We start from the raw sequence: 21,326 nt of genomic DNA, 5'->3' as shown, positions 1-21,326 counted from the left end.
CTCCCCCGCATCCCGCAACCGAAAATCCGCACCACAGTCAATAACCAGCACGTCCTCGCCCAGCCCCGCCGCAACAGCAGCGGACTGCCCATGCGGCAACGCCAGAAACACAACGTCATGCCCGGCCAGGACATCGGCGGAGGTCGGCTCAAGAACGCGGTCCGCCAGCGCGGGAAGGTGCGGTTGCAGCGTCCCGAGCGCCTGCCCGGCGCTGGAATGCCCGGTCAGCGCCCCGATCCGGACCTCGGGGTGCCCGAGCAGCAGACGGAGCACTTCCCCGCCCGCGTATCCGCTCGCTCCGGCTACTGCCGCTCGTATGGCCATCGGTCCTCCTCGGTGATGGCATGAATATACGAACAAGAGAAGATTTATGCAATAGCCAGTCCGTTTCCCGTTCCGCGACAGCGCGGAAGGCTGTGTCAGACCTGCGTGCCAGACTGCTGCCCACGTCCCTCGCTGATCTCAGCCTCGACCAGTGGCGGTCCGTCGACCTGCCCACCGCCCGTCGCGTGGCTCAGGAGGTGGCGGACCTGGTGGAGGGCCGCGTGGCCGCTGTCGAAACCCTTGAGCACCTCGGCGCTCCGCTGCACCGGGTCCGCATCGAGCGGAATGCCCAAGAATTCGCTCTGCTACCCGGCGGCGCGGTGACCCTCGGATTCGATCTCGACGCCTGGCAGCCGACGCCCGAGCAGGCCGCCGACTACGCCGAGAGCCTCGACCAGGGCTTCGGCTGCGGCCCCGACCTGCGCGCCCACCTCGCGCAGATGCTCAGTCCGCTCCGGAAGGCCACCTTGGCCACGGTTCTCATGGCCGTCGAGGACGGGAATCTGACCGCGCCGCCTGCCGACATGCCGGCCGTACTCGCGGCCCGGGGCCTGCGGATGCCCAGCTCCGACGAGTGGGAGCACGCCTGTGGAGCCGGAGCGGACACCCTGTTCCGGTGGGGAAACGACTGCCCCCTCGACCGCATCCCCTACGGCGACCGCACCGGCCCGCAGAACCAGCTGAGCGCCTTTGGACTGCGCATCACCTACGACACCTACCGCACGGAGCTGACGAACGTCACCACCGCGGTGCACGGCGGTGACGGCGGCGAGTCGGTGTGCGGCGGCTACGGCCCCCTGCTGGCATGGCTCCCCCTGGCCACCGCCAACCGCAACCCCGCCATGGCCGAGTTCGTACACGGCCCTGACGGTGAAGACCTCTACGAGGACTTCTCCACCCGGCCTGTGCTCCCGCTCCGATCCTGAGGCACCGCCGACGGAAACGCTCAGCCCTGCCGGCTCAAACGCTGAGCCGCCCCCGCGAGCTGCTCGCTCCTGTCCTCCAGCCACTGGATGATCCGCAGATCATGTCGGCCCCCGGTGAGCTCGTTGAGCTGAGGCAGGCCCGCCATGCTGGTGACGTTGACCTCGGTGAGCCGGCCTCCGATGACGTCGATGCCGACAAGGTGCAGGCCGTCGGCGCGCAGACTCGGGGCGATCCGGTTCACGATCAGCAGGTCGCGCTCGTCGAGGTCGGTGGCGTGAACGGTGCCGCCGACGGCCATGTTGGCGCGGAAGTCGCCGTCGGCCGGACGGCGCAGGAAGCCGCCGAGCGGCTGTCCGTCGAGGAGGAGGATCCGTTTGTCTCCCTCCGCCACCTCGGGGAGGAAGGCCTGGGCCATCGCCAGGCGGCTGCCCTGGGCGGTCGTGATCTCCGCTATCGACCGGGCATTGGGATCCCCGGAATTCACGGCCAGGATTCCCCGGCCCTTGAAGTCACACAGCGGCTTCAGGACCGCGCCGTGCGGCTGTTCGGCGGCGAAGGCGAGGAGCCGTTCCGGGTCTGCGGACACCACGGTGGCCGGCATCAGGTCGGGGAACCGGCAGGCGTAGAGCTTCTCGTTGGCCTCGCGCAGGCCCCTGGGGTCGTTTATCAGCACGCTGTCACCACGCAGATGCTCCAGCACGAGCGTGGTGGTCAGAATGTCGTACGGCGGGTCGACGCGCACCAGCACCCCCGTGGCCCGGTGCAGGTCCAGCTCGGCCCGCGCGCCGAGTACCGGCCGGCCGCCGTCGAAGATGACCGGGCGGGCAGCCGCACGGACACGGCCGTGGATCAAAGACAGGTCCCTCACCAGGCAATGCCAGATGCTGTGCTCACGCTCGGCAGCAGCGCGCATCATGGCCACGGTCGCGCTGTGCTCCCGTCCGTCGCCGAGCTGGTCCATGACGAACACGAACATGCGCTCCTCCGTTCGCCAGGCCCGACTCGCGGGCGATCGCCGTGAGTGTCGTCTCGGAGGCGGACGGACGTCCACCCCCTCACCTGGCGAACAGGCCAAACTTGTTTCTGGCGAAGCGACGGAAGGGAGGCCGGGGACCTTTCAGCGGCCGAGGCGCTGGACCAGCGGATTGCGGAGGCCGGGGACTCCGACGTGCTAGTGGGGCTCGCGCAGTCGCGGCTGGAAGCAGGGATCTCGAGCCGTACGGCCTGGATGCGGATGGTACTCCCAGCGCCCAGTGGAATTGATCCCTCCCAAGGAGGCAGAGAGGCTTTCGGCTCCTACGAGGTTCGGCCATGCCGTGAAGTGGCCTATACCCTCAGCGGAACAGCTCCGGCACCGGACAAGCCTCCAACGGCTCGTCCGGCCGGTCCGCCCAGCCCCACCAGAGATGCCGACCGGCGCACCTCCAAAGTGACCGGCAAATCCGCCGGCCATCATCCTCCCGATCGGAGAGCACGAAGCCGCCAGGCTTCATGGGCCGGCTGCACTCAGGACAGGCAGGGACGCCGTTGGTCATATGGCGCACCCCGTAATCGGCGTGCGGTGTCTGGACATCCCCTCTAGTGTCGGCCGTTTGGCAACCGTACGGGAGAGGGATTGGGGCATGGCCGAGCATCCACTCATCGCCGCCGTGCGCGCCGGGGACGGTCGGGGCGTCGAGGCGCTGTTGAGCGAGGGGGCCGACCCCGAGGCTGTCGACGGGGGTGGGACGCCCGTGCTGTGTCTGGCGGTGGACGCCCTCGACGAGGCGATCGTCGAGCAGTTGGTGTGGCGGGCCCAGGTGGACCGGCCGGCTCCGGACGGCCGTACGCCCCTGCTGCGGGCGGTCGAGCAGGGTGCGCTCGGCATCGTCACCACGCTCATGCATCACGGGGCAGATCCGCGCCGCAAGGACGCCGAGGGGCGCGACGCCCTGGAGCTGGCCAGGTACTGGCACTCGGCGGGCGTCGAGGCGGAGCTGCGACGGAGGGCGGGTACGTCGGAGCCGATCCGGCGGAGGAGGGTTGTGCACGAATCCGGGACCGTGTGCGCGGAGCTGTCTCTCGGCGGGCTGACGGTCCGGGACGGGCACACCGCGATCCTCACCGAGCTGGAGCGTCGCTACGGGATCGTGACACCGTTCGCCGAGCTGCTGGACCGCGCGTCGGCCGAGCGGGACACCGAGCACGAGGTGTGGCTGACCACGGCGGACGCGGTCCGGGAGCGTCATGACCGGGCGGACTGGGATGCGGCGGGCGCCCTGCGGGACAGCGCGAACCCGCTGGCGCGGTACTTCGGCGCGGAGGTGCTCTGCTTGATCGTCGTCCATGACGACGGGGAGGACGAGTCCTTCGACGAACCGATCGTCGACATCCTCCTGCCCTGGGTGGCGCGGGAGGAGGACCCGCTGGTGCTGCGGACCCTGACCCTCGCCCTGGGCAACGCCTCCGATCCCCGGGCCCGGCGGCCGCTGCCGGCTCTGGCGCGAAACCACGACGCGGGGGTCAGGCGATGGGCCGTGAAGGGCCTGTACGGGCCGGTTTCGGACGGGGACACCGAGGCCCTGGCCGCCGTCCTGGCGTGCACCGGGGACGTGGACGCGGAGGTGCGCGAGAGCGCCTGCTGGGCGCTGGGCGAAGCACCCGCGGGTTCTCCGGCCTCGGACGCCCTCGCCGCCTGTCTGGGCGACGAGGACGAGGCCGTGCGGGTCGTGGCGGCGACCCGTCTGGGGCTGCGGGACGACCCCCGCGGGGACGAGGTGTTGCGCGCCCTCGGCGACGTCGGCCAGGACTCGCCTTACTACTGGCACCTCGATTCCCTGCGGCGTCATCGCCGGGCACAGGGGCGGGACGGCTGAACGCCCGCTCGTCCGGCCCAAGAGGCCGCTCCGCTCACCGCGCGCAGGTCACGTCCTTCCGCGGCAGGGTGCCGTCCAGCAGGTAGTCGTTGACCGCCTTCTTCGCGCAGGGGCTGTACGAGGAGTCGTACACGAGGTGGTTGCGGACGGGGACGGTCACGAGGCGGGAGCCGCGCATCCTGTGGTGCATGGCCAGGCCCTCCTCGTAGGTGGTGCGGGTGTCGCCGGTGTTCTGGAGCTGGAGGGCGGGGACGTTGTTGCTGATCTCTGTCCACTTCTCGCGGGGGTTCGCCTTCCAGAAGGCGCAGGGCATCGGGCCGTTGAGCATCGGGCCGAAGACCGGCTGGGTGGGCCGGGCGCGTTCGACGGCGTTCCTGTACCACCGCGGGTCGCGGGGTGTGGTGACGTCGCCGCAGATGATGGCCAGGGTGCCGCCCAGATCGACGTGGGTGCCGGTGCCTTGGGGCCGGAGCATCGCGGTCAGTACCTGGCGGAGCTCGTCGGACGCCTCGACGGGTTTGCCGTCGGCCGCGTCGAGCAACTGCCGTACGGCGACGGCGTACTTGTCGTTGTCGGCCTCGTCCGTGCCGAACACGTAGAAGATGGTCGGCAGCATGCGGTCGTCCAGCCGGAAGCCCGCGATCCGGATCGGCTCCGCCTCCGCCCGCCGGATCAGGCCCTCGACGGCGGCGCGGACGGCCGAGGGTGTGGCGCCCAGGTGGTACGTGCCGTGGTGCCGCGCGGCCCAGGCGGCGAAGTCGTCGAGGGCGCGCTCGTTGGCCGGGCCCATGTCCTGCTGCATCCGCATCCAGTACTTGGCGGGGTCGGGTGCGCTGTCCAGGACCAGTCGGTCGACGCGGGCCGGGAACATCTGCGCGTAGGTGGCGCCGAGGACCGTCCCGTACGACTCCCCGAAGAAGGAGGTCGTCCGCTGCCCGAGGACGCTGCGGACCAGGTCCATGTCACGGGCGATGTTGCGGGTGGAGATGTGCGGGAGGACATCGGGGTACTTCTTCCAGCAGGCGTCGGCGTCGTTCTTCGCGAGCCGCAGGCTCTCTTCGAAGCCCGCCCGGTCCCTGCCCACCGACCACAGCCACGTCGACCGCGTCAGGCCGCAGTCCAGCGGGCTGCTCGCGCCGAGGCCCCGGGTGTCCATGCCGATGATGTCGTAGGCCGCGGCGACGTCCGGTGTCATCCTCGCCCGGAGGTCGGCGGGGGTCCCGAGGCCGCGGTCGCCGGGGCCGCCGGGGTTGGTCTGGAGGATGCCGCGCCGTTTCGCCGGGTCGGCGGACCTGATCCGGGAGATCGCGAGGTCCAGGGTGCGGCCGCCGGGCTCGCTGTAGTCCAGCGGGACCTTGAGGGTCGCGCACTCGGTGCCCTTGCGGGTCAGGTCGTCGTCCTTGCAGGCGGTCCAGTGGAGCGGCTGGTGGCGGAACCGGTCGAGGACGTCGGTGGCGGATGCCGGTGTCTTCGCCGCCGCGCCCGGGGTCAAGCCGGTCGCGGCGGCGACCGTGGTCAGGGACAGGGTGAGAGCGGCGAGGGCCGCTGCACGATTCATGCCTCTCACGCTAGAGAGAGGGTGATCTCAACTCCATGGGGTGAGGCCCCGGTTCGGGCTGTGGACAACCCCCGTAGCCCGCCGCCGGGGGATCAGTCGCCCGCGGCCCGGAGCTCCGGCTGCGGCTGCGGCTCCGGCTCCGGCTCCGGCTCCGGCTCCGGCTCCGGCTGCGAGTGCGGGCGCGGGCGCGACGGGGGAAGCTCCTCCGCCCGTCCACCCGACGAGGCGGGCGGCTTTGACGTGGTGCGCCTGGTGAGGACCAGGACGAGTACCGCGCCGGCCGTCGCGAGGGCGCCGGCGATCTGGACGAGGGTGTTGTGGCCGGTGGCGAACACCGCGTGCAGCGTGTGCTCGAAGGAGGCACGATCCCCGGCGGGGACGGCGGAGAGCAGGGCGTCCGCCCCGCCGCCGGACAGGGTGCGGGCGGTGCCGTGCGGGTCGGTGACCCGGCCGTCCAGCGAGCGGCCCATGCCGGCGACGGCCAGGGTGCCGAAGACGGCGACGCCGACGGCGTAGCCGAGTTGTTCGAAGGTGCTGTAGACGCCGCCTGCCATGCCGGCGCGCTCGGCGGGCACCGAGCCCAGGGCGAGGGCGGCGGCGACCTGGAAGACCAGCCCCATGCCGATGCCGCTCAGGGCCAGGCCGCCGACCAGGACGGGCCAGCCGGAGTCGGGGCCGAGGAAGCCTTCCACCCCCAGGCCGAGGCCCGCGAGGAACAGGCCCAGCGTGGCACCCACGCGCGGGGAGGGCTTGGGCATCCACCGTCCGCACACGACCGCCACCAGCGCCGCGGCCAGCGCGTGCGGGAGCACGACCAGGCCGGCGCCCATCGGGGAGAGGTGCTGGACGGACTGCAGCCACACCGAGGTGTAGGGCAGGACCCCGTACACGGCGCCCTCCCCGACGGCGATCGTGATCATCGCCGCGGTGAACGCCGGGCGGCGGAAGAGCGAGAGGTCGAGCAACGGATGGGCGCCGCGCCGCTGTACGGCCACGAACGCCGCGAACGCCACCAGTGCCGCCCCGAGCGGTACGAGCGTCTGGGCCGCCGTCCAGCCGTGGGTGTGGGAGGTGGTCAGGGCGTGGACGAAGCCGCCCGCGCCGAGGGCGAAGAGCACGACGCCGGGCACGTCCAGGCGCCGGGCCGCGTCCCGGGCGGGGGTGGAGCGGGGGATGTAGCGGAAGGTCATCGCCAGGGCGAGGGCGGTGACCGGCACGTTGACGTAGAAGATCCACCGCCAGTCGAGCGCCTGGGTGAGCAGGCCGCCCAGGACCGGGCCCAGTGCGGAGGCGCTGGAGGCCACCGCCGCCCAGACGCCGAAGGCCAGGCCCAGGCGCCGTCCCGTGTACAGCGTGCTGATCAGCGACAGGGTGGTGGTGAACATCGCCGCCGCCCCCAGGCCCTGTACCAGCCGGGCGGCGATCAGCCAGCCCATGCCCGGCGCCAGGGCGCACGCGACGGAGGCGAGGGCGAAGACCACCAGCCCCGCCGCGTACATCCGCCGCCGGCCGTGCAGGTCCGCGAGCATGCCCGCGCCGAGCAGGGCGGCGGCCACCGCCAGCGCGTAGCCGTCGGCCACCCATTGCAGCTGCGACAGCGACGCGTTCAGCGACCCGGACATGGACGGCAGCGCCACCAGCACGATCGTGACGTCGACGAGCAGCATGAACGTGCCCAGGCAGATGGCCGTCAACGGCCCCCAGGTGCGCATCGAAGAGACTCCTTGAAGCAGGTGTGAAGCAGGTGGACAGGACGCCGGTCACCCTCCACGTCCGCCCTCCGACCGCCCAAGCCGTACGCTGACCGGCGCAAGGATCCGGCATGTGAAGGGGGTACGGCGGTGGCTTCCGACAACCTGTCCAACAACCTGGGCGACCTCGAACAGCGCCTGCTGCTGGGCCTGCAGCTCGACGGCCGGGCCCCCTTCAGCCGGCTCGCCCGGGACCTGGGCGTCTCCGAGCACACCGTCGCCCGCCGCTACCAGCGGCTGTGCACACGGGGCCTGCGCATCGTCGGCCACCCCGTCCCGGCGCGCCTGGGCCTGGTCCGCTGGCTGCTGCGGCTGCGCTGCACCCCCGACGCGGCCGGCACCGTCGCCGACGCCCTCGCCCGGCGCCCCGACACCAGTTGGATCGCCCTCGCCTCCGGCGGCACCGAGCTCTCCTGCGCGCTCGACACCCGCACCGCCGACGAACGCGACGCCCTGCTGCTGCGGAAACTCCCCCGCACCCCGCAGGTGCTCTCCGTCGACGCGCACTGCATGCTGCGGATCTTCGTCGGGGACACCAGCACCTGGCACGCCACCCGCTTCCGCCACACGCCCGCCCTCGCCGAAGCCTCCGCCGACGCCCCCGAGGACGCTTCCGGCGGGGCCTCCGCCCCACGGCGCCTGGACGCCACCGACCGCGTCCTGTTCGCCGAACTCGCCCGGGACGGCCGTGCCACCCTCCCCGAACTCGGCGCCGCGGTCGGCCGTTCACCCTCCAGCGTCCAGCGCCATCTCGACCGCCTCCGCGGCGAAGGCGTCCTCGGCCTCTCGGTCGACTTCGACCCCCGGCTCCTCGGCTACGACATGAGCACCAAGCTGTGGCTCAACGTGGCCCCCGCTCATCTGCGCACCGTCGGGGAAGCCCTCGCCACCCACCCCGAGATCGCCTTCGCCGCCGCCGTCACCGGCACCTGCAACCTCGTCGCCAGCGGCATCTTCCGCACGCCGGCCGACCTGTACGACTACATCGACCGGCGCCTCGGCCCACTGCCGGGCGTCCGGGGCGTCGAGACCACCCCCACGCTGCGCGAGGTCAAACGCCTCGCCCCCGCCCTTGCCTGAACTCCGCGGTGGGGCTCGACGGCGCCATTCCTCGTCATTCCTCGTCACGGCCACCGTTGCCGTCCTGACGGTCCCGTCAGTCGTCCTTCACGGTGAGGCCGACGTGTTGGGCCAGGACGGGGGCCAGGTCGAACAGCTGGGCCGTACTGATCGTCGCGCCCTTCAGGGACCCGGTCCCGGAGGCGATGCCCAGGGCGGTGGCCTCGCGCAGGTCGACCCTGGTCAGGGTGGCCTTGTCGAAGCGGGCCCGGTCCAGGGTGGAGCCGGGGAAGCGGAGGTCGGTCAGAGTGGCGCCGCCGAAGTCCACGTCACGGAGGAGGCAGTCGACGAACACGACGTCCCTGAGCGTGGCGGCACGCAGATTGACCGAGTCGAATTTGCACTGGCGGAAGATGACGCGGCGCATCTCGGTGCCGTGGATCTCCGTGCCGGCGAAGACGCCGGCGGTGCACTCGGTGTCCAGCCAGGTGGTCTCCGCCAGGTTGGTGCCGACCATACGGACGGTGTGGAGCCATACGTCGTCGAAGCGCGAGCGCCGGTAGCGGCCGCGTTCGAAGGCGGCCGAGGAGAAGGCGGACTCGCTGAAGAGGGAACTGCCGCCCTCCGTGTCCTGGAGGACGGTGCCGTCGAAGTGGAGGCACTCGTAGGTGCCCGCCTGCTCGATCTCGCCGATGAAGGGCTGGAGGCGGTGTGCGTACGGCAGTGCGGCCAGGTCTCGGGGGGCGCGGGCTCGCATGAGGGGTTCCTTCCGGGACGGCCGTGTGGTGGGAGGGGGCTCCATGCTGCCGACGTGGGTGGGGTTCCGCCCAATCGGCGCGGGTCCGGAGAACCGCTTCGTCCGCGGTCCGCGCCGGCTCGACGGGCGCGGCCCGCTGCTGGTGCCTTCCGCGTTCGTCCGGCCGCGCGCCGGCCTGGTCACCGCCCACCGCGCGGGACGCCGGGTCCTCTACGCCCGCCCCCGGGCCGGGGAGACGGTGGTGGACGCGGTACGGGCGGGGCGTGAACGCGGGGGTCGGGGCGGTACCGGGCAGTTCGGGCGGATCGTGCGCCACCCACCGGGCCGTTCGGGCGGTCCGTGCCCCACCGACCGGGCCGTTCGGGGCGCGGTCATGCACGTCCGCGGGCCCGGCGCCGTCTTCGTCCCCGGCCGGGCCGGACCGGCAAGGCACCGGAGACGTCGGTGATCAGCCGAGGGCGTCCCGTCGCGCCGTGCCCCATTCCCACATGCTGCGGACCACGGGCTCCAGCGCCCGGCCCCGGCCGGTCAGGGTGTAGTGGACTCGGGGAGGCCAGCCGGGAGTCCGGTGGCGCTCGATGACGCCCGCGCCGGTCAACTGGGCCAGCCGGTCCGAGAGGACCTTGTCCGACAGGGTGGGCAGGGCGGCGGACAGCTCGGAGTACGTCGCCTCACCGCGCCGCAGGAACTCGCGGAGTACCAGCGGCGTCCATCGGCCGCCCAGCGTGGCGAGGGTGATGTCGACAGGGCATCGCGGTTCGCTGCCCGGCGGGACGAGGGCGCTGTCCGGACAGTGCGCCAGAGGGCCGTCCTGGTCATCCGCCGGTGCGTGTCCAACCGTTTGGTGAGTCACGAAGGCCCCTCCTAACTTCTGTCGCGGACAACCCGCCCGCTTCGCCTGCCCCAGGGGACCTTATGCGTATCCACCACCTCAACTGCGGCTCCCTGCGGAAGATTCCGCCCCTCGACGGACATTCCAGGGCAGGCGCCATGAACCGCGAACTGGCCGCCGTCTGCCATTGCCTGCTCATCGAGACGGACTCGGACGGACTGATCCTGGTCGACACCGGCATCGGCACCGCCGATCTGCGGCATCCCGACCGGTCGCTGGGAGCGGACTGGGTCGCCTACGCCCAGCCCGCGCTGGACCTCGGGGAGAGCGCGCTGCGCCAGATCGTCCGCCTCGGGTACGAGGCACGGGACGTGCGGCACATCGTGCTCACCCACCTGCACCGCGATCACACGGGAGGCCTGCCGGACTTCCCTCACGCGCGGGTGCACCTGCACCCCGACGAGTACCGGGCCGTCACCGACCCGACGGCACCACACCACCGGCACAGCCTCGACCGCTTCATGCCGGCACACCGGGCGCACGGCCCACGGCTGACACCCGCACTCGTGGAGGAGCGCACCGAGTGGTTCGGCTTCCCGGACGCGGCGCGGCCGCAGGGGGTGGCGGGCGAGCTGCTGCTGGTGCCGCTGCCCGGCCACTCGGCGGGGCACGCGGGCGTCGCCGTGCGCGACGACGGGGGACGGTGGCTGTTGCACGCGGGCGACGCGTACATGTTCCACGGCGAGCTCGAACGGACCCCGCCCCTTTCCCACCCCGCCCTCGAACCGGTCCAGCACGGAGCACAGACCGATGAGGCGGCTCGCCTCGTGACCCGCGACCGGCTGCGCGTCCTGCACCGCGACCACGCGGACGAGGTCACGGTCTTCAGCGCACACGACCCGTGGGAGTTCGCCCGCCTCGCCGCCCTCAAGGGCTGAGAACCACCGGCTTGGGCCTCATATCGGACCTCATACCGGAGCCGAGGCCGGATCACGGCGATACGGAGGCGATACGGAGGCGATACGGACCGGCCCCGAATCCCGCGCCCGGGCACGGGCCTCCGCGCGCCCCCGGGCACACTTGACCTGATCGCCGGGCGACACCCGGTCATCGACATGACATCGACGACGACATCGACGACGAAGGAGCACCATGTCCCTCCACGACGTGCAGATCGGCGCCCTCACCGGCGGCCCGGCGGACCTCGCGCAGTACCGCGGCAAGGCCGTCCTGGTCGTCAACGTCGCTTCCAAGTGCGGTCTGACCCCGCAGTACGCGGCACTTGAGAAGCTCCACGCGGCCTACGCCGGGCGCGGCTTCACCGTGCTGGGTGTGCCGTGCAACCAGTTCATGGGCCAGGAGCCCGGCACGGCGGAGGAGATCGCGACGTTCTGCTCGGCCACGTATGGGGTCACGTTCCCACTGACCGAGAAGACGGATGTCAACGGCGAGGGCCGGCACCCGTTGTACGCCGGGCTGGTGACGGTCCCGGACGCCGAGGGGTACACCGGGGACATCCGCTGGAACTTCGAGAAGTTCCTGGTCGCCCCGGACGGCACGGTCGCCGCCCGTTTCGCGCCGCAGACGGAGCCCGACGCGCCCGAGGTCGTCGCCGCTCTGGAGGGGGTCCTGCCGGCCTGATACGCGACGTACCGGTGGGCCCCGCCGGGGGCCCACCCGGCGTGGGCGGGGCGCGGACAGGTCAGGCGGCGGCCACGCGCTTCGCGGTTACCGCGACGGTGGTGTAGCGCATGGTGAAGCGGCCGCCGACCGCGTCGACGGCGGCGCCGAGGCCCGCCAGCAGTTCGTCCAGGGCGTTCGCCGGGAGCCGGCTGTGGCCACCGAACGTCGGTACCTGGTCCAGCCATTCGTCGCGGGTGAACGGCCGCTCCCAGTCGAATCGCCACTGCTCCGGGGCGTCGAACGCGCCCGTCCGCCGCATCCCGTCGGCGGCTCCGGCGAGGATCGGGGCGTAGCCGTCGAGGCCGGGTACGGGGTTGGGCACCGGGACGTCGGGCAGCACGCGGCGGTAGACCGCGGAGAAGGCTTCCCCCAGGCCGGACGGGGGCTGGAAGACGTTCCAGAAGACCGCCAGCCGGCCGCCGGGCCGCAGTACACGGGCCGCCCTCTCCGGGCCGGCGGCCGGGTCGACCCAGTGCCAGGTCTGGCCGGCGACGACCGTGTCGAAGGCGCGACCGGCGGGGTCCCAGGTCTCGAAGGCCGCCACCTCGACGTCGATGCCGTCGCGCCGTGCCAGGCCGGCCATCCGCGCGTCGACGTCGACCCCGAGGACCCGGCAGCCGGCCGCCCGGAACTGCCGGGCGGCGATGCCGGTGCCGACGCCGACGTCGAGGAGGTCGGGGCCGGGACTGCCGGCGACGACGCGGTCCACCAGGGCGTCGGGGTAGCGGGGCCTGGTCCGGTCGTAGCGCTCGGCTTCGGCGCCGAACGACGCCGCGGTTTCCTGGAGTTGATGAGGCTCGTTCCCGGAGGGACGGGCGGGCTCGGGAGGTAGAGTGGGCATGTGCCCACTAATAGTGGGCGCGCGCCCACTCGTCAATCGGTCAGGGCCCGCCAATATCAAGGGAGACGCACGGTGCCGACAGGAATCGCCCTCCGCGACGCGCGTGAGCAGTTGTTCGACGCTGCCGAGCGCGTCCTGCTCCGGGACGGGCCGAACGCGCTGACCAGCCGCGCGGTCACCACGGAGGCCGGCTGCGCCAAGGGCGTGCTGCACCGGCGCTTCGCCGACTTCGACGCCTTCCTCGCCGAGCTGGTCCTGGACCGCGTCGCCCGGCTCGACGAACAGGCCACCGCCCTGCGCGAGTCCGCCGGGACCGGTACCGTCGCCGGCCACCTCACCGACGCGCTGACGGACCTGTTCGGATCGCTGGCCGTGGCGATCGTCGGCCTCATCACCGCCCGCGACACCCTGCGCGCCCGCCTGCGCCGGACGGGCGGGACGGGCGGGCCGGGCGGCGTCCCGGTTCTGGCGGAGGCCACCGCCATGCTCGCCTCCTACCTCGCCGCCGAACAGGAACGGGGCCGCGTCACCGAGGACGCCGACGTGGACACGCTCGCCCTCACCCTGATCGGTACCGGGCACCTGCTCTTCGCCGGCCGGGACGGCGCACCGCCGGAGCGCGAAGCCGTCCTCCGGATCGTGGACTCGGTCGTCGGGGGCGTCGTACGGGAACCGCTGTCCTGAGCGGTCCGAACCGGGCCCGTCGGGTCCCTGCGTAAGATCGGCACGGGGCGGGCTCCTGCTTCCGCCCGCGCACGGAACAGCGACAACGACGGCGAGGCGCCTCCGCCGACCCGGCGTCGGACGGGGGGACCGGAACGTATGTGGACACAACTGGCGACGGCCACCGGAGTACTCGCTCTGCTGACCATCGTGCCGGGGCCCGACATGGCCGTCGTCACCAAGCGCGCGATCGCCTCGGGGCGGACGGAGGCCCTGCGCACGGCCGCCGGCATCACCGCCGGGCTGCTGGCGTGGGGCGTGTTCACGGTGGTCGGACTGGCGGCGGTCCTCGCGGCGTCGGCGGAGGCGTACCTCGTCGTCAAGCTCCTCGGGGCGGGCTACCTGGCCTTCCTCGGTGCGCAGGCGCTGTGGCAGAGCCGGCGCGCGGCGCCCGAGCCTGCCGTGGCGGAGGCCCGGGGGTCCGGAGGGGCGTTCGTGAGCGGCCTGGTGGCGAACATGCTCAACCCGAAGATCGCCGTGTTCTACACCGGGGTGCTCCCGACCCTGGCGCCGGACGGCCTCTCCACGGCGGAGGGCATGGGCCTGCTCGTCCTGCTGCACGCGGCGTTGACGCTGTCCTGGCTCGGCGCCTACGTGTACGTCGTCTCGCGCGCCCGGTCGGTGTTCGAGCGGCCGCGTGTCCGCCGTGCGCTGGACCGTGTGACCGGCGTCGTGCTCATCGGCTTCGGCCTGCGGGTCGCGGCCGAGGCGTGACCGGCCCCGCCCCGGCGGAGAGCGGCCGGAACGGGCCGTGAGGCCCAACAGCCGCCTCCTGGCCGGCTTCGGGACCTCCGCCCGGCCGGCGTCCCCGTGACCGGCGGCGATGAAGTGGTCGCCGACGCGCAGTGAGAACGCGAGCAGGCGGCGGACCTCGACGTCGTCCCCGTCGGGGCAGAGCGAGCCGAACAGCGAGCGCAGGTAGTCCACGCGTCGGTTGCCGACGCGCCGGAGGCGCTGCGCGACGGCGTCGTCGCGGCGGGACCAGTCACGGATCGTCGGGTCGGCGTACCCGCAGAAGCCGCCTTGCCGACGAAGCCGAGCGGGCTGCTCGGCGTCGCCTGCACGGCGGCCATCAAGCCCTTCCGCTGCGTGGCAGTGGGCGGGACCACTCCCCCGCCGGGGAACCACCGGCCGGGCCGCGGCGATCCGGGTGAACGCGGGCGGCCGCGCGGCGTGCCGTACCGCCCGGCCGCCCTCAGAGGCGAGGCTGCCGGGAACACGCGCCGCCGGTCCCGGCGGTGTGCGCCGAGCGCGGAAGGCGGTCCCGTGTCCCCGGAGGAGAACAAGAGGCTGGTTCGCCGGTTCTACGAGGAGATCGACAGGGGGAACCTCGACGCCATGGACGAGCTCGTGGCCGAGGACTACCTCGACCACTCGCCGCCGCCGTTCCCCGGGTTCGCCCCGGGCCGCGAAGGGCTCAAGCAGGCCTTCCGGATGTTCTGGGAGAGCACGCCGGGCACCCACCGGATCGAGGACCAGATCGCCGAGGGCGACAAGGTCGTGACCCGGCTGCTGGCCGAGGGGGTGCAGAGCGGGGACCTGCCGGGCATTCCGGCCACCGGCCGCACGGTCAAGATGACCGCGACCGTGATCCACCGCATTGAAAACGGCCGGCTCGCCGAGAAGTGGTCGGACAAGGATCTGCTGGCATTTCTGCAGCAGTTGGGGGTCCTCCCGACCCCCGAGACGTAGAACCCCGAGACGAAGAACCCCGAGGCACAGAACCCCGAGACATAGGGCCCCGAGGCACAGCCACCGCGCACACACAGCCCGTCACGGCCGCAGCAGCCCCGCGAAGCGGTCCACCGCGCGGTCCGCGCGGTCGCGGTCGCCGGTGACCGCGAGGTCGAGCAGCAACCCGCGGACGAACGCCATGACCACGGTCGGGGTCACGGTGTCGTCGGGGTCGGTCGTGACGTCGCGGAAGGCGGCGCCCAGGGTGCCGAACCAGTCGGTGACCACGGTGGCCAGGTCCGGGTAGTGCTCGGGATGGGCCACGGCGTCGGCGTGCACCTCGAAGAACAGGCGGACGAACGGCACCCGTTCGGGCGCGCTGATCCAGGCCCAGAGGGCGCGCAGACGCTCCTCGGGGGTGGCCGTCTCCGGGACGAGCTCCCCGGCCACCCGCGCCGCGCCGCGGCGGCGGGCCTCGGCGAGGACCGCCGAGACCAGTTCCTGCTTGCTGCCGAAGTCGTAGAGCAGCATGCGCGGACTGGTGCCGAGGGCGGCGGCCAGCGGACGCAGGCTCATACCGGCCAGGCCGTGCGCCAGGACGTGGTCGGCCGCCCGCGCCAGGGTGCGCTCCCGCCGGGCGGGGTCCGGGGGTCGTGCCACGCGGCACCGTCCTCTCGTCGTCGTTCTCCCAGCGCGCGCCAGCCGCACGCTCACCGCTCGCTCGTCGCTTCAGGACGAGTTTATGGTACGACTGTTTCACTAATGACGGGCGAAGGGGCCGACGGGCGTCACCTCCCGGGAACACCTTGTAGGGACCCCACATATCGTCGATGCCGGAATGCGTTGATCACGGCATGCGCGGAACGCGAACCTCCTTGACAGGGTGGGGTCGTGAGCCGGGGCCTGCCGGGTTCCGCGCGCAGCGCAGGGCGCCGTTCGCCTGTGCTGCCACCACAAAGGGCTATAACAAGAGGGGGTTCGTCCAGTGAGTGCTGGGGACACCAACGCCGTGCTGGTCACGGGGCTCGGGGCGACGACGCCGCTGGGCGGGAACGCCGCGTCGACCTGGTCCGCGATGCTGGCCGGGGAGTCGGGGATCGGGCCGATCGAGGAGGAGTGGGCGGCCGGGCTGCCCGTCCGGATCGCGGGGCGGCTCAAGGTGGATCCCGCCGGGGTGATGGACCGGGTCCAGGCCCGCCGGATGGACCGCTGCGAGCAGATCGCCCTGATAGCCGCCCGCGAGGCGTGGGCCGACGCGGGCCGGCCCGAGGCCGACCCCGAGCGGCTGGCCGTCGTCATCGGCACGGGCACCGGCGGCGCCCTGACCCTGCTCGGCCAGGACGACGTCCTGGAGACCTCCGGGGTACGGCGGGTCTCCCCGCACACCGTGCCCATGCTCATGGCCAACGGCCCGGCCGCCTGGGTCAGCATCGAACTGGGCGCCCGGGGCGGCGCCCACACTCCGGTCAGCGCCTGCGCCTCCGGGGCGGAGGCCATCGCGCAGGGCCTGGACCTGATCCGGCTCGGCCGGGCCGACGTGGTCGTGGCGGGCGGCACCGAGGCCTGCGTCTGCGCGCTGCCGCTGGCCGGGTTCGCGCAGGCCAGGGCCCACTCGACCCGCAACGACGAACCCGGCCGCGCGTCGCGGCCGTTCGACGTCGACCGCGACGGGTTCGTCATCGGCGAGGGGGCGGCCGTGGTCGTCCTGGAGCGTGCCGGGTTCGCGGCCGCCCGGAACGCCCGCGCCCACGCGGCGCTCGCCGGCGCGGGCGTCACCTCCGACGCCCACCACATCACCGCCGCCCACCCGGAGGGCCAGGTCCGGGCCATGCGCCGGGCGCTGGCCGACGCCGGGCTGTCGCCGCGTGACATCGCGCTCGTCCACGCCCATGCGACCTCCACACCGCAGGGCGACCTCACCGAGGCCCGTTCCGTCGCCGAGGCCGTCGGCACCCACCCGGCCGTGACCGCCACCAAGTCGATGACCGGTCATCTCTTCGGGGCCGCGGGGGCGCTGGGCGCCGTCGCCACCGTCCTTTCCCTGCGCGACCAGGTGGTCCCGGCCACCCGGAACCTCGACGCGCAGGACCCGGAGGTGCCGCTCGACGTCGTCGCCGGCGCGCCCCGGCGCGGCCCGCTGACGGCCGGTCTCGCGAACTCGTTCGGCTTCGGCGGCCACAACGCCTCGCTGGTGTTCACCCCCGCGCCCTGACGCCCGCCGCCGCCGAACGCCACTCCGCCGCGCGCGGCGGACCCGGATGGGTCCGGAGGACGACGTCACCGGTGGCGGCCCCGGGTGAGCCTGGTGGCCCGCGGATGCCGGCCGGACGGCGGACGGCGGACGGAAGGGGCCCTGGGGTGGACCGATGGGACGACGGGGTCGGGGAGCGATGGATCAAGCGGACTTCTTGCCGCCTGCTCCGGTCGCCTGGCCGAGGGCCCCGCCCAGGTTCTGCAGGGCCTCCAGGGCCTTGGTGAGCTGGGCGATGTTCTCCTGGAGCCGGGCCACCTGGCCGGGGAGGGAGGCCAGGGCCGTCGCGACGTCCGCGGCGCCGCCCGCCGCACCGCTGACCGCGGCCAGCGGATCCGTCAGGCCCGCGACGGGCGCCCCGGCCAGCCCGGAGAGGGTGTTCAGCGCCGTGTCACCGCGCAGGAGGTTACGGGCGCTCTCCTCGCCCAGACTCTCCAGCGCGGCGAGCTTGCCGAGCGTCTGGAGCGCGTCGGCGGGGAGATTGGCGACGGCCTGGAGGCGCAGGTGCCGGGTGAGCAGGTCCGTGCCCTGGGCGCCGGCCGGGGGCCGGTCGAGGATGTCGTCCAGGGCCTTCTTCGCATCGTCGGCGATGTTGCCCAGCAGGGTGCGGAAGGTGTCCGTCATCGGGGGGTTCTCCTTGCGTCTACGAAGATCGGGGGCGGGGAGCGTTCGGGGCGCGGGCGCGGCCTCGGCGCGGGGGCGGCCGTGCGCCGCGTGCGGAGGAAGCCGGGGACGGGGTGGTCCGGTTCACGTGGTCCACGTCCGCCGGACGACGGCCGCGGCCATGTCGGCGAGGGCGGCGGTGTGCGGGGAGTCGGGGAGGCAGGGGCGCACCGCCGCCCACGCGTCGTCCAGCAGGCGGGCCGCTTCCTTCTCGCAGGCGGCCACGGCCCCGCAGTCCTCGATCGTCCGTACGGCCCGCGCCACGGCCCGTTCGTCGGGCCCCGCGCGCAGGGAGCGCCACAGGGCGGTCGCCTCGGCCCGGGGGAGCAACGCGACGGCGTACGCCAGGGGGAAGGTGACCTTGGTGTTGCGGAGGTCCTCGGCCGCGTGCTTGGTGGCCCGGTCGCGGTGCGTGACCCCCCTCAGATCGCCGATGTCGTCGGTGATCTGGTAGGCGAGCCCGAGCGCCTCACCGAACTCCCCCAGGGCTGTTCGTTGTTCGGGCGTCGCGCGCCCGGCGAGGGCCCCGATCTCGCACACCACCCGGACTTGGACGCCGGTCTTCAGCCGGTGGGTGAGCGCCAGCATCCGCAGCAGCGGCCGGCTGTCCGACGTGGTCAGCGCCAGCTCCAGTTCCTCCTGGTGACCCTGGATGTCCAGGGCCTGGCCCGCGTGGGTGGCGCGCAGACCGGCCAGGTAGGTCTCGTACACCGCCAGCCGGAGCTCCGCGTCCTCGGGGAGGGTGTGCCGGATGGCGCGGTCGAGGCTGAAGTAGGCGGCGGTACCCGCGTTGATGGCCGTGGCCTCGCCGAAGACGGTGTGCGCCGCCGGGCTGCCGCGCCGCAGGGATGACGCGTCCTCGACGTCGTCCACCATCAGCGAGCCGGCGTGCCCGACCTCGCACGCGGCGACGAGCTCGGCGTAATGGTGGCCGCCGGCGCCGAACAACTCCAGGATCCGGGCCATCAGATGGCCGCGCCAGCGCTTGCCGCCGGCGTCGAGCAGATGGCGCACCGGGGCCACCAGGGCGGCGTGGAGCCGCCGGTCGCGGTCCGCGGAGCCGGCCGGGTCGAGCGCGGGGAGCCCCTCCCGCCCCATCAGTTCCGCGCTGAGGACCGCTCCGGGCGCGGCGGGGCAGAGCCGGGTGATCCCCTCGTGCAGCGCCGACGCCGTCCGGGCGACCCGGGCGTCGCCCTGCGCGCGAGGGGTGATCCCGGGGCCCGGCACCTCCCGGCCCACGGGCCGTGCGTTCCGGGTCGGCGGCAGGGGCAGGGGCAGCCGCGCGGGTCCTCCCGTCGCGGCCGCGGGCGCCCGGGGGACGGACAGCTGGGGCATGTCGTCGGTCATGAGATCAATCCCTCCGTAACAGGGAATTGGCGTCGGCAAACCTAGCGAATGACGCCCCGGCGACGAGGGGAATTGGGCGCACGCCCACCTGTCGCCGAGACAAGAGATTTGCTGCTCATCCCATTAACTGCACGGTTTGTGTGTCCCGGCCCGTGCCGATAGGTTCTGGCCCCTGACCGGCACCGGGGAAGGAACGCCTCCTGATGGGAACGCGCAACGTTGTCGAGGAATTCATGGGCAATGTGGCGGACGATTACAAGAAGGCGTTCGACGACCTCCTGGGCCACGATGCCGGGGATGACCTCACCGGTGCCGCGGGCAGGCTCCTCGCCGTCGCGGCCCTGGCCGGTCTTCCGCGGCAGTTGAGCGCCGTCGGCGAACTGCTGGGCAGACTGGCCGAGGAACTGAGAACCGTCGAACCGCTTCTCGCGGCCGTCGGCGGGGCCGACAGCAGGGCCACCGGGCCGGACGCGCCCGGCAGGCGGGCGTAGCGGCGGCGGGCGCGATGGGTGCGGTCGGCGGCCGGCTGTTCGCCGTGGCCAGGGTGCTGGGAGAACTGGTCGGCCAGGACGAGGGATTGCCGCGGACACGATCCGGCCACGCGCCGGACGACGCCCTCGCGCCCGGGCGCGCCGCCCGCCGGGCCCGGGCCGCACGGCGGGCGCTGGAGCGGCTGGGGCCCCTGTACGTGAAGCTGGGCCAGGTCCTCGCCACCCGGCCGGACCTGGTACCGGCGCACCTGCGCGCCGAGTTCCAGAAGCTCAACGACCAGGTTCCCGCCCAGCCCTTCGCCGCCTTCACGCCCGTACTCACGGAGAACCTCGGCCCGGACTGGCGGCGGATGTTCGACGACGTGGACACCGACCGTCCGCTCGGCGCCGCCTCGCTCGCGCAGGTGCACCGGGTCACCCTCCGCGGCGGCGCCCCCGGCGTCATCAAGCTCCAGCGGCCCGGTGTCCGGCGGACCAGCCACGCCGACATGGCGTTGCTGCGCCGTGCCGCCTGGCTCACGGCGCGCGGCGCGCCGCGCTTCAACGCGGTGGTCGACGTGGAGTCCATCCTCACCAACGTCTTCGACGCGATGGAGGCGGAGCTGGACTTCACCAAGGAGGCCGCCAACATGGAACGGGCCCGCGCCTCGGTCGGCCGGTTCCCCCAACTGGACATCCCGCGCGTCGTCGCGGCCGCCCCCAGCGTCCTGGTGCAGTCGCTCGCCCCCGGCGGCTCGGTGGCCCGGGTCGACCGGGCGGAGCTGGACGAGCAGCGGCGTGAGGCCATCGCCCGCGAGCTGACGGCGTTCATGGGCCGCGGCTACTTCGTCGACCGCTTCTACCATGCGGACCCGCACCCCGGGAACGTCTTCGTCAGCCCGGACGCCCCGGCGACGCTGCTGGACTGGGGCATGGTGGGCCGCCTCGACCAGCGCACGAGCATGCGCATGCTGCTCCTGCTGATGGCCGTCGGCCAGAACGACGGCCACGGCCTGGCACGGGTGTGGACCGAGCTGGGGCGCACCACTCCGTGGTCGAACATCCCCGGTTTCACCACCGACATGGCCGCCCTGGTGCCCAAGCTGGCCTCCTCCTCGATGGCGGAGATGAACTTCGGTGTCGCGTTCGGCTCCGTCCTGGAGAGGGCGGCCCGCCGCGGCATCGCCTCGGCCCCGACCGTGTCCCTGATCGGGAAGTCCCTGGTCAACCTGGAGAGCAGCGTGCGGCTGCTGGCCCCGCACCTGACGTTCCCCGATCTGTTCGAGTCCGAGGTGCACGGCATCGTCCTGCACGTCCTCCGGGAGATCATCTCCCCGCAGCAGACGGCCCGCCGGGCGCTGGAGGCGCTGCTGGCCTACAGCGAGGCCGGGGAGCGGCTGCGCGGAGGCCTGCTTCCGGAGTACGACGGGCCGCCGTCCTCGTCCCGTCGTACCGCCGGCCGGCAGCAGCACGCGCTGCTCGCGGCGGGCGCGCTGGCCCTCTGGGGATTCCACCGGCATGCGCGCCGGGGGCGGTGAAGAACATCGCGGGATTCACGGGGATTCGGGCATTACGGGAGCGTGCGGAATTTCCCGCGGAATTTCCCATCGA

The 21,326-nt window shown here is 73.0% G+C and carries 21 protein-coding genes and 1 pseudogene; 12 read left to right on the top strand and 10 right to left on the bottom strand.

The genetic code is table 11. The annotated features are described in order from the left end of the window. Positions 1 to 324, bottom strand: a pseudogene (locus tag HN013_RS20080) (N-acetyl-gamma-glutamyl-phosphate reductase); the annotation flags it as partial. Positions 325 to 416: 92 nt separating this feature from the next. On the opposite strand from HN013_RS20080, the gene HN013_RS20075 reads away from it, so the two are divergent. Further along, positions 417 to 1,250, top strand: a complete 834-nt coding sequence (locus tag HN013_RS20075; RefSeq protein ID WP_312018656.1) for a hypothetical protein — start codon at positions 417 to 419, stop codon at positions 1,248 to 1,250. Between the two features lie 20 nt (positions 1,251 to 1,270). On the opposite strand, the gene gshB is transcribed toward HN013_RS20075, so the two are convergent. After that, on the bottom strand, positions 1,271 to 2,227 hold the full coding sequence (gene gshB, locus HN013_RS20070) for a glutathione synthase (RefSeq protein WP_171168132.1): 957 nt from the start codon (positions 2,225 to 2,227) through the stop codon (positions 1,271 to 1,273). 646 nt (positions 2,228 to 2,873) lie between these two features. Here gshB and HN013_RS20065 point away from each other — a divergent pair. Then, positions 2,874 to 4,106, top strand: coding sequence for a HEAT repeat domain-containing protein (locus HN013_RS20065; protein ID WP_171168130.1), 1,233 nt, complete (start codon positions 2,874 to 2,876; stop codon positions 4,104 to 4,106). Between the two features lie 34 nt (positions 4,107 to 4,140). Here the strand turns inward: HN013_RS20065 and HN013_RS20060 are convergent, their stop codons facing one another. Both HN013_RS20060 and HN013_RS20055 read right to left on the bottom strand, forming a co-directional pair. Then, positions 4,141 to 5,664 carry an alpha/beta hydrolase gene (locus HN013_RS20060; protein ID WP_171168128.1) on the bottom strand — a complete coding sequence of 508 codons (1,524 nt, stop codon included), beginning with the start codon at positions 5,662 to 5,664 and terminating at the stop codon, positions 4,141 to 4,143. A 92-nt stretch (positions 5,665 to 5,756) separates the two neighbouring features. Then, positions 5,757 to 7,376 (bottom strand): MFS transporter, encoded by a 1,620-nt coding sequence (locus HN013_RS20055; protein ID WP_171168126.1) that lies wholly within the window; start codon positions 7,374 to 7,376, stop codon positions 5,757 to 5,759. Between the two features lie 129 nt (positions 7,377 to 7,505). On the opposite strand from HN013_RS20055, the gene HN013_RS20050 reads away from it, so the two are divergent. Beyond that, positions 7,506 to 8,495 carry an Lrp/AsnC family transcriptional regulator gene (locus tag HN013_RS20050; protein ID WP_312018655.1) on the top strand — a complete coding sequence of 330 codons (990 nt, stop codon included), beginning with the start codon at positions 7,506 to 7,508 and terminating at the stop codon, positions 8,493 to 8,495. A 76-nt stretch (positions 8,496 to 8,571) separates the two neighbouring features. On the opposite strand, the gene HN013_RS20045 is transcribed toward HN013_RS20050, so the two are convergent. Then, complete coding sequence (locus HN013_RS20045; protein WP_171168124.1) at positions 8,572 to 9,231, bottom strand: pentapeptide repeat-containing protein; 660 nt, start codon at positions 9,229 to 9,231, stop codon at positions 8,572 to 8,574. Positions 9,232 to 9,274: 43 nt separating this feature from the next. On the opposite strand from HN013_RS20045, the gene HN013_RS20040 reads away from it, so the two are divergent. Beyond that, complete coding sequence (locus HN013_RS20040; RefSeq protein ID WP_171167961.1) at positions 9,275 to 9,679, top strand: hypothetical protein; 405 nt, start codon at positions 9,275 to 9,277, stop codon at positions 9,677 to 9,679. Here the strand turns inward: HN013_RS20040 and HN013_RS20035 are convergent, their stop codons facing one another. Then, on the bottom strand, positions 9,680 to 10,084 hold the full coding sequence (locus tag HN013_RS20035) for a helix-turn-helix domain-containing protein (RefSeq protein ID WP_171168122.1): 405 nt from the start codon (positions 10,082 to 10,084) through the stop codon (positions 9,680 to 9,682). A 62-nt stretch (positions 10,085 to 10,146) separates the two neighbouring features. On the opposite strand from HN013_RS20035, the gene HN013_RS20030 reads away from it, so the two are divergent. Together HN013_RS20030 and HN013_RS20025 are read left to right on the top strand one after the other, a co-directional pair. Beyond that, complete coding sequence (locus tag HN013_RS20030; protein WP_171168120.1) at positions 10,147 to 11,001, top strand: MBL fold metallo-hydrolase; 855 nt, start codon at positions 10,147 to 10,149, stop codon at positions 10,999 to 11,001. A gap of 214 nt (positions 11,002 to 11,215) precedes the next feature. Continuing rightward, positions 11,216 to 11,704, top strand: coding sequence for a glutathione peroxidase (locus HN013_RS20025; protein WP_171168118.1), 489 nt, complete (start codon positions 11,216 to 11,218; stop codon positions 11,702 to 11,704). Between the two features lie 61 nt (positions 11,705 to 11,765). Here the strand turns inward: HN013_RS20025 and HN013_RS20020 are convergent, their stop codons facing one another. Further along, complete coding sequence (locus HN013_RS20020) at positions 11,766 to 12,587, bottom strand: class I SAM-dependent methyltransferase (protein ID WP_171168117.1); 822 nt, start codon at positions 12,585 to 12,587, stop codon at positions 11,766 to 11,768. A gap of 72 nt (positions 12,588 to 12,659) precedes the next feature. Between HN013_RS20020 and HN013_RS20015 the strand changes: the two genes are divergently transcribed. The 3 genes from HN013_RS20015 to HN013_RS33970 all read left to right on the top strand — a co-directional run bounded on the left by HN013_RS20015 (position 12,660) and on the right by HN013_RS33970 (position 15,002). Beyond that, positions 12,660 to 13,271 (top strand): TetR/AcrR family transcriptional regulator, encoded by a 612-nt coding sequence (locus tag HN013_RS20015; protein WP_171168115.1) that lies wholly within the window; start codon positions 12,660 to 12,662, stop codon positions 13,269 to 13,271. A 138-nt stretch (positions 13,272 to 13,409) separates the two neighbouring features. Beyond that, positions 13,410 to 14,024: a LysE family translocator gene (locus HN013_RS20010; RefSeq protein ID WP_171168113.1), complete on the top strand. Its 615-nt coding sequence runs from the start codon at positions 13,410 to 13,412 to the stop codon at positions 14,022 to 14,024. Positions 14,025 to 14,576: 552 nt separating this feature from the next. Then, positions 14,577 to 15,002, top strand: coding sequence for an ester cyclase (locus HN013_RS33970; RefSeq protein ID WP_171168112.1), 426 nt, complete (start codon positions 14,577 to 14,579; stop codon positions 15,000 to 15,002). A gap of 81 nt (positions 15,003 to 15,083) precedes the next feature. Here the strand turns inward: HN013_RS33970 and HN013_RS20000 are convergent, their stop codons facing one another. Then, complete coding sequence (locus HN013_RS20000; protein WP_171168110.1) at positions 15,084 to 15,644, bottom strand: TetR/AcrR family transcriptional regulator; 561 nt, start codon at positions 15,642 to 15,644, stop codon at positions 15,084 to 15,086. A 325-nt stretch (positions 15,645 to 15,969) separates the two neighbouring features. Here HN013_RS20000 and HN013_RS19995 point away from each other — a divergent pair, with 325 nt between their 5' ends. Beyond that, positions 15,970 to 17,196, top strand: coding sequence for a beta-ketoacyl synthase (locus HN013_RS19995; RefSeq protein WP_171168108.1), 1,227 nt, complete (start codon positions 15,970 to 15,972; stop codon positions 17,194 to 17,196). Positions 17,197 to 17,379: 183 nt separating this feature from the next. Here the strand turns inward: HN013_RS19995 and HN013_RS19990 are convergent, their stop codons facing one another. Together HN013_RS19990 and HN013_RS19985 are read right to left on the bottom strand one after the other, a co-directional pair. Then, the gene (locus HN013_RS19990; protein WP_171168106.1) at positions 17,380 to 17,859 is read right to left on the bottom strand and encodes a hypothetical protein; all 480 of its coding nucleotides are present in this window, start codon (positions 17,857 to 17,859) and stop codon (positions 17,380 to 17,382) included. 123 nt (positions 17,860 to 17,982) lie between these two features. Beyond that, a complete protein-coding gene (locus HN013_RS19985; RefSeq protein WP_171168104.1) occupies positions 17,983 to 19,245 on the bottom strand; it encodes a polyprenyl synthetase family protein in 1,263 nt (420 codons plus the stop codon). Positions 19,246 to 19,448: 203 nt separating this feature from the next. Between HN013_RS19985 and HN013_RS19980 the strand changes: the two genes are divergently transcribed. After that, entirely contained in the window at positions 19,449 to 19,736 is a 288-nt protein-coding gene (locus HN013_RS19980) for a hypothetical protein (protein ID WP_171168102.1), read from the top strand. 14 nt (positions 19,737 to 19,750) lie between these two features. Then, positions 19,751 to 21,253, top strand: a complete 1,503-nt coding sequence (locus HN013_RS19975) for an AarF/ABC1/UbiB kinase family protein (RefSeq protein WP_171168100.1) — start codon at positions 19,751 to 19,753, stop codon at positions 21,251 to 21,253. The last annotated feature ends 73 nt before the right edge of the window (positions 21,254 to 21,326 follow it).

It is taken from the genome of Streptomyces sp. I05A-00742 (assembly GCF_013055795.1).
GTDB lineage: Bacteria > Actinomycetota > Actinomycetes > Streptomycetales > Streptomycetaceae > Streptomyces.
The sequence above is the reverse complement of the archived record's forward strand: the minus strand, read 5'-3'. Positions and strand labels throughout refer to the sequence as shown.

Bases quoted from the DNA above. Each gene is read 5' to 3' on its own strand.
- gshB (WP_171168132.1), bottom strand. From the start codon at position 2,227: ATGTTCGTGTTCGTCATGGACCAGCTCGGCGACGGACGGGAGCACAGC.
- HN013_RS20065 (WP_171168130.1), top strand. From the start codon at position 2,874: ATGGCCGAGCATCCACTCATCGCCGCCGTGCGCGCCGGGGACGGTCGG.
- HN013_RS20060 (WP_171168128.1), bottom strand. From the start codon at position 5,664: ATGAATCGTGCAGCGGCCCTCGCCGCTCTCACCCTGTCCCTGACCACG.
- HN013_RS20055 (WP_171168126.1), bottom strand. From the start codon at position 7,376: ATGCGCACCTGGGGGCCGTTGACGGCCATCTGCCTGGGCACGTTCATG.
- HN013_RS20045 (WP_171168124.1), bottom strand. From the start codon at position 9,231: ATGCGAGCCCGCGCCCCCCGAGACCTGGCCGCACTGCCGTACGCACAC.
- HN013_RS20040 (WP_171167961.1), top strand. From the start codon at position 9,275: ATGCTGCCGACGTGGGTGGGGTTCCGCCCAATCGGCGCGGGTCCGGAG.
- HN013_RS20030 (WP_171168120.1), top strand. From the start codon at position 10,147: ATGCGTATCCACCACCTCAACTGCGGCTCCCTGCGGAAGATTCCGCCC.
- HN013_RS20025 (WP_171168118.1), top strand. From the start codon at position 11,216: ATGTCCCTCCACGACGTGCAGATCGGCGCCCTCACCGGCGGCCCGGCG.
- HN013_RS20020 (WP_171168117.1), bottom strand. From the start codon at position 12,587: ATGCCCACTCTACCTCCCGAGCCCGCCCGTCCCTCCGGGAACGAGCCT.
- HN013_RS20010 (WP_171168113.1), top strand. From the start codon at position 13,410: ATGTGGACACAACTGGCGACGGCCACCGGAGTACTCGCTCTGCTGACC.
- HN013_RS19990 (WP_171168106.1), bottom strand. From the start codon at position 17,859: ATGACGGACACCTTCCGCACCCTGCTGGGCAACATCGCCGACGATGCG.
- HN013_RS19985 (WP_171168104.1), bottom strand. From the start codon at position 19,245: ATGACCGACGACATGCCCCAGCTGTCCGTCCCCCGGGCGCCCGCGGCC.
- HN013_RS19980 (WP_171168102.1), top strand. From the start codon at position 19,449: ATGGGAACGCGCAACGTTGTCGAGGAATTCATGGGCAATGTGGCGGAC.
- HN013_RS19975 (WP_171168100.1), top strand. From the start codon at position 19,751: ATGGGTGCGGTCGGCGGCCGGCTGTTCGCCGTGGCCAGGGTGCTGGGA.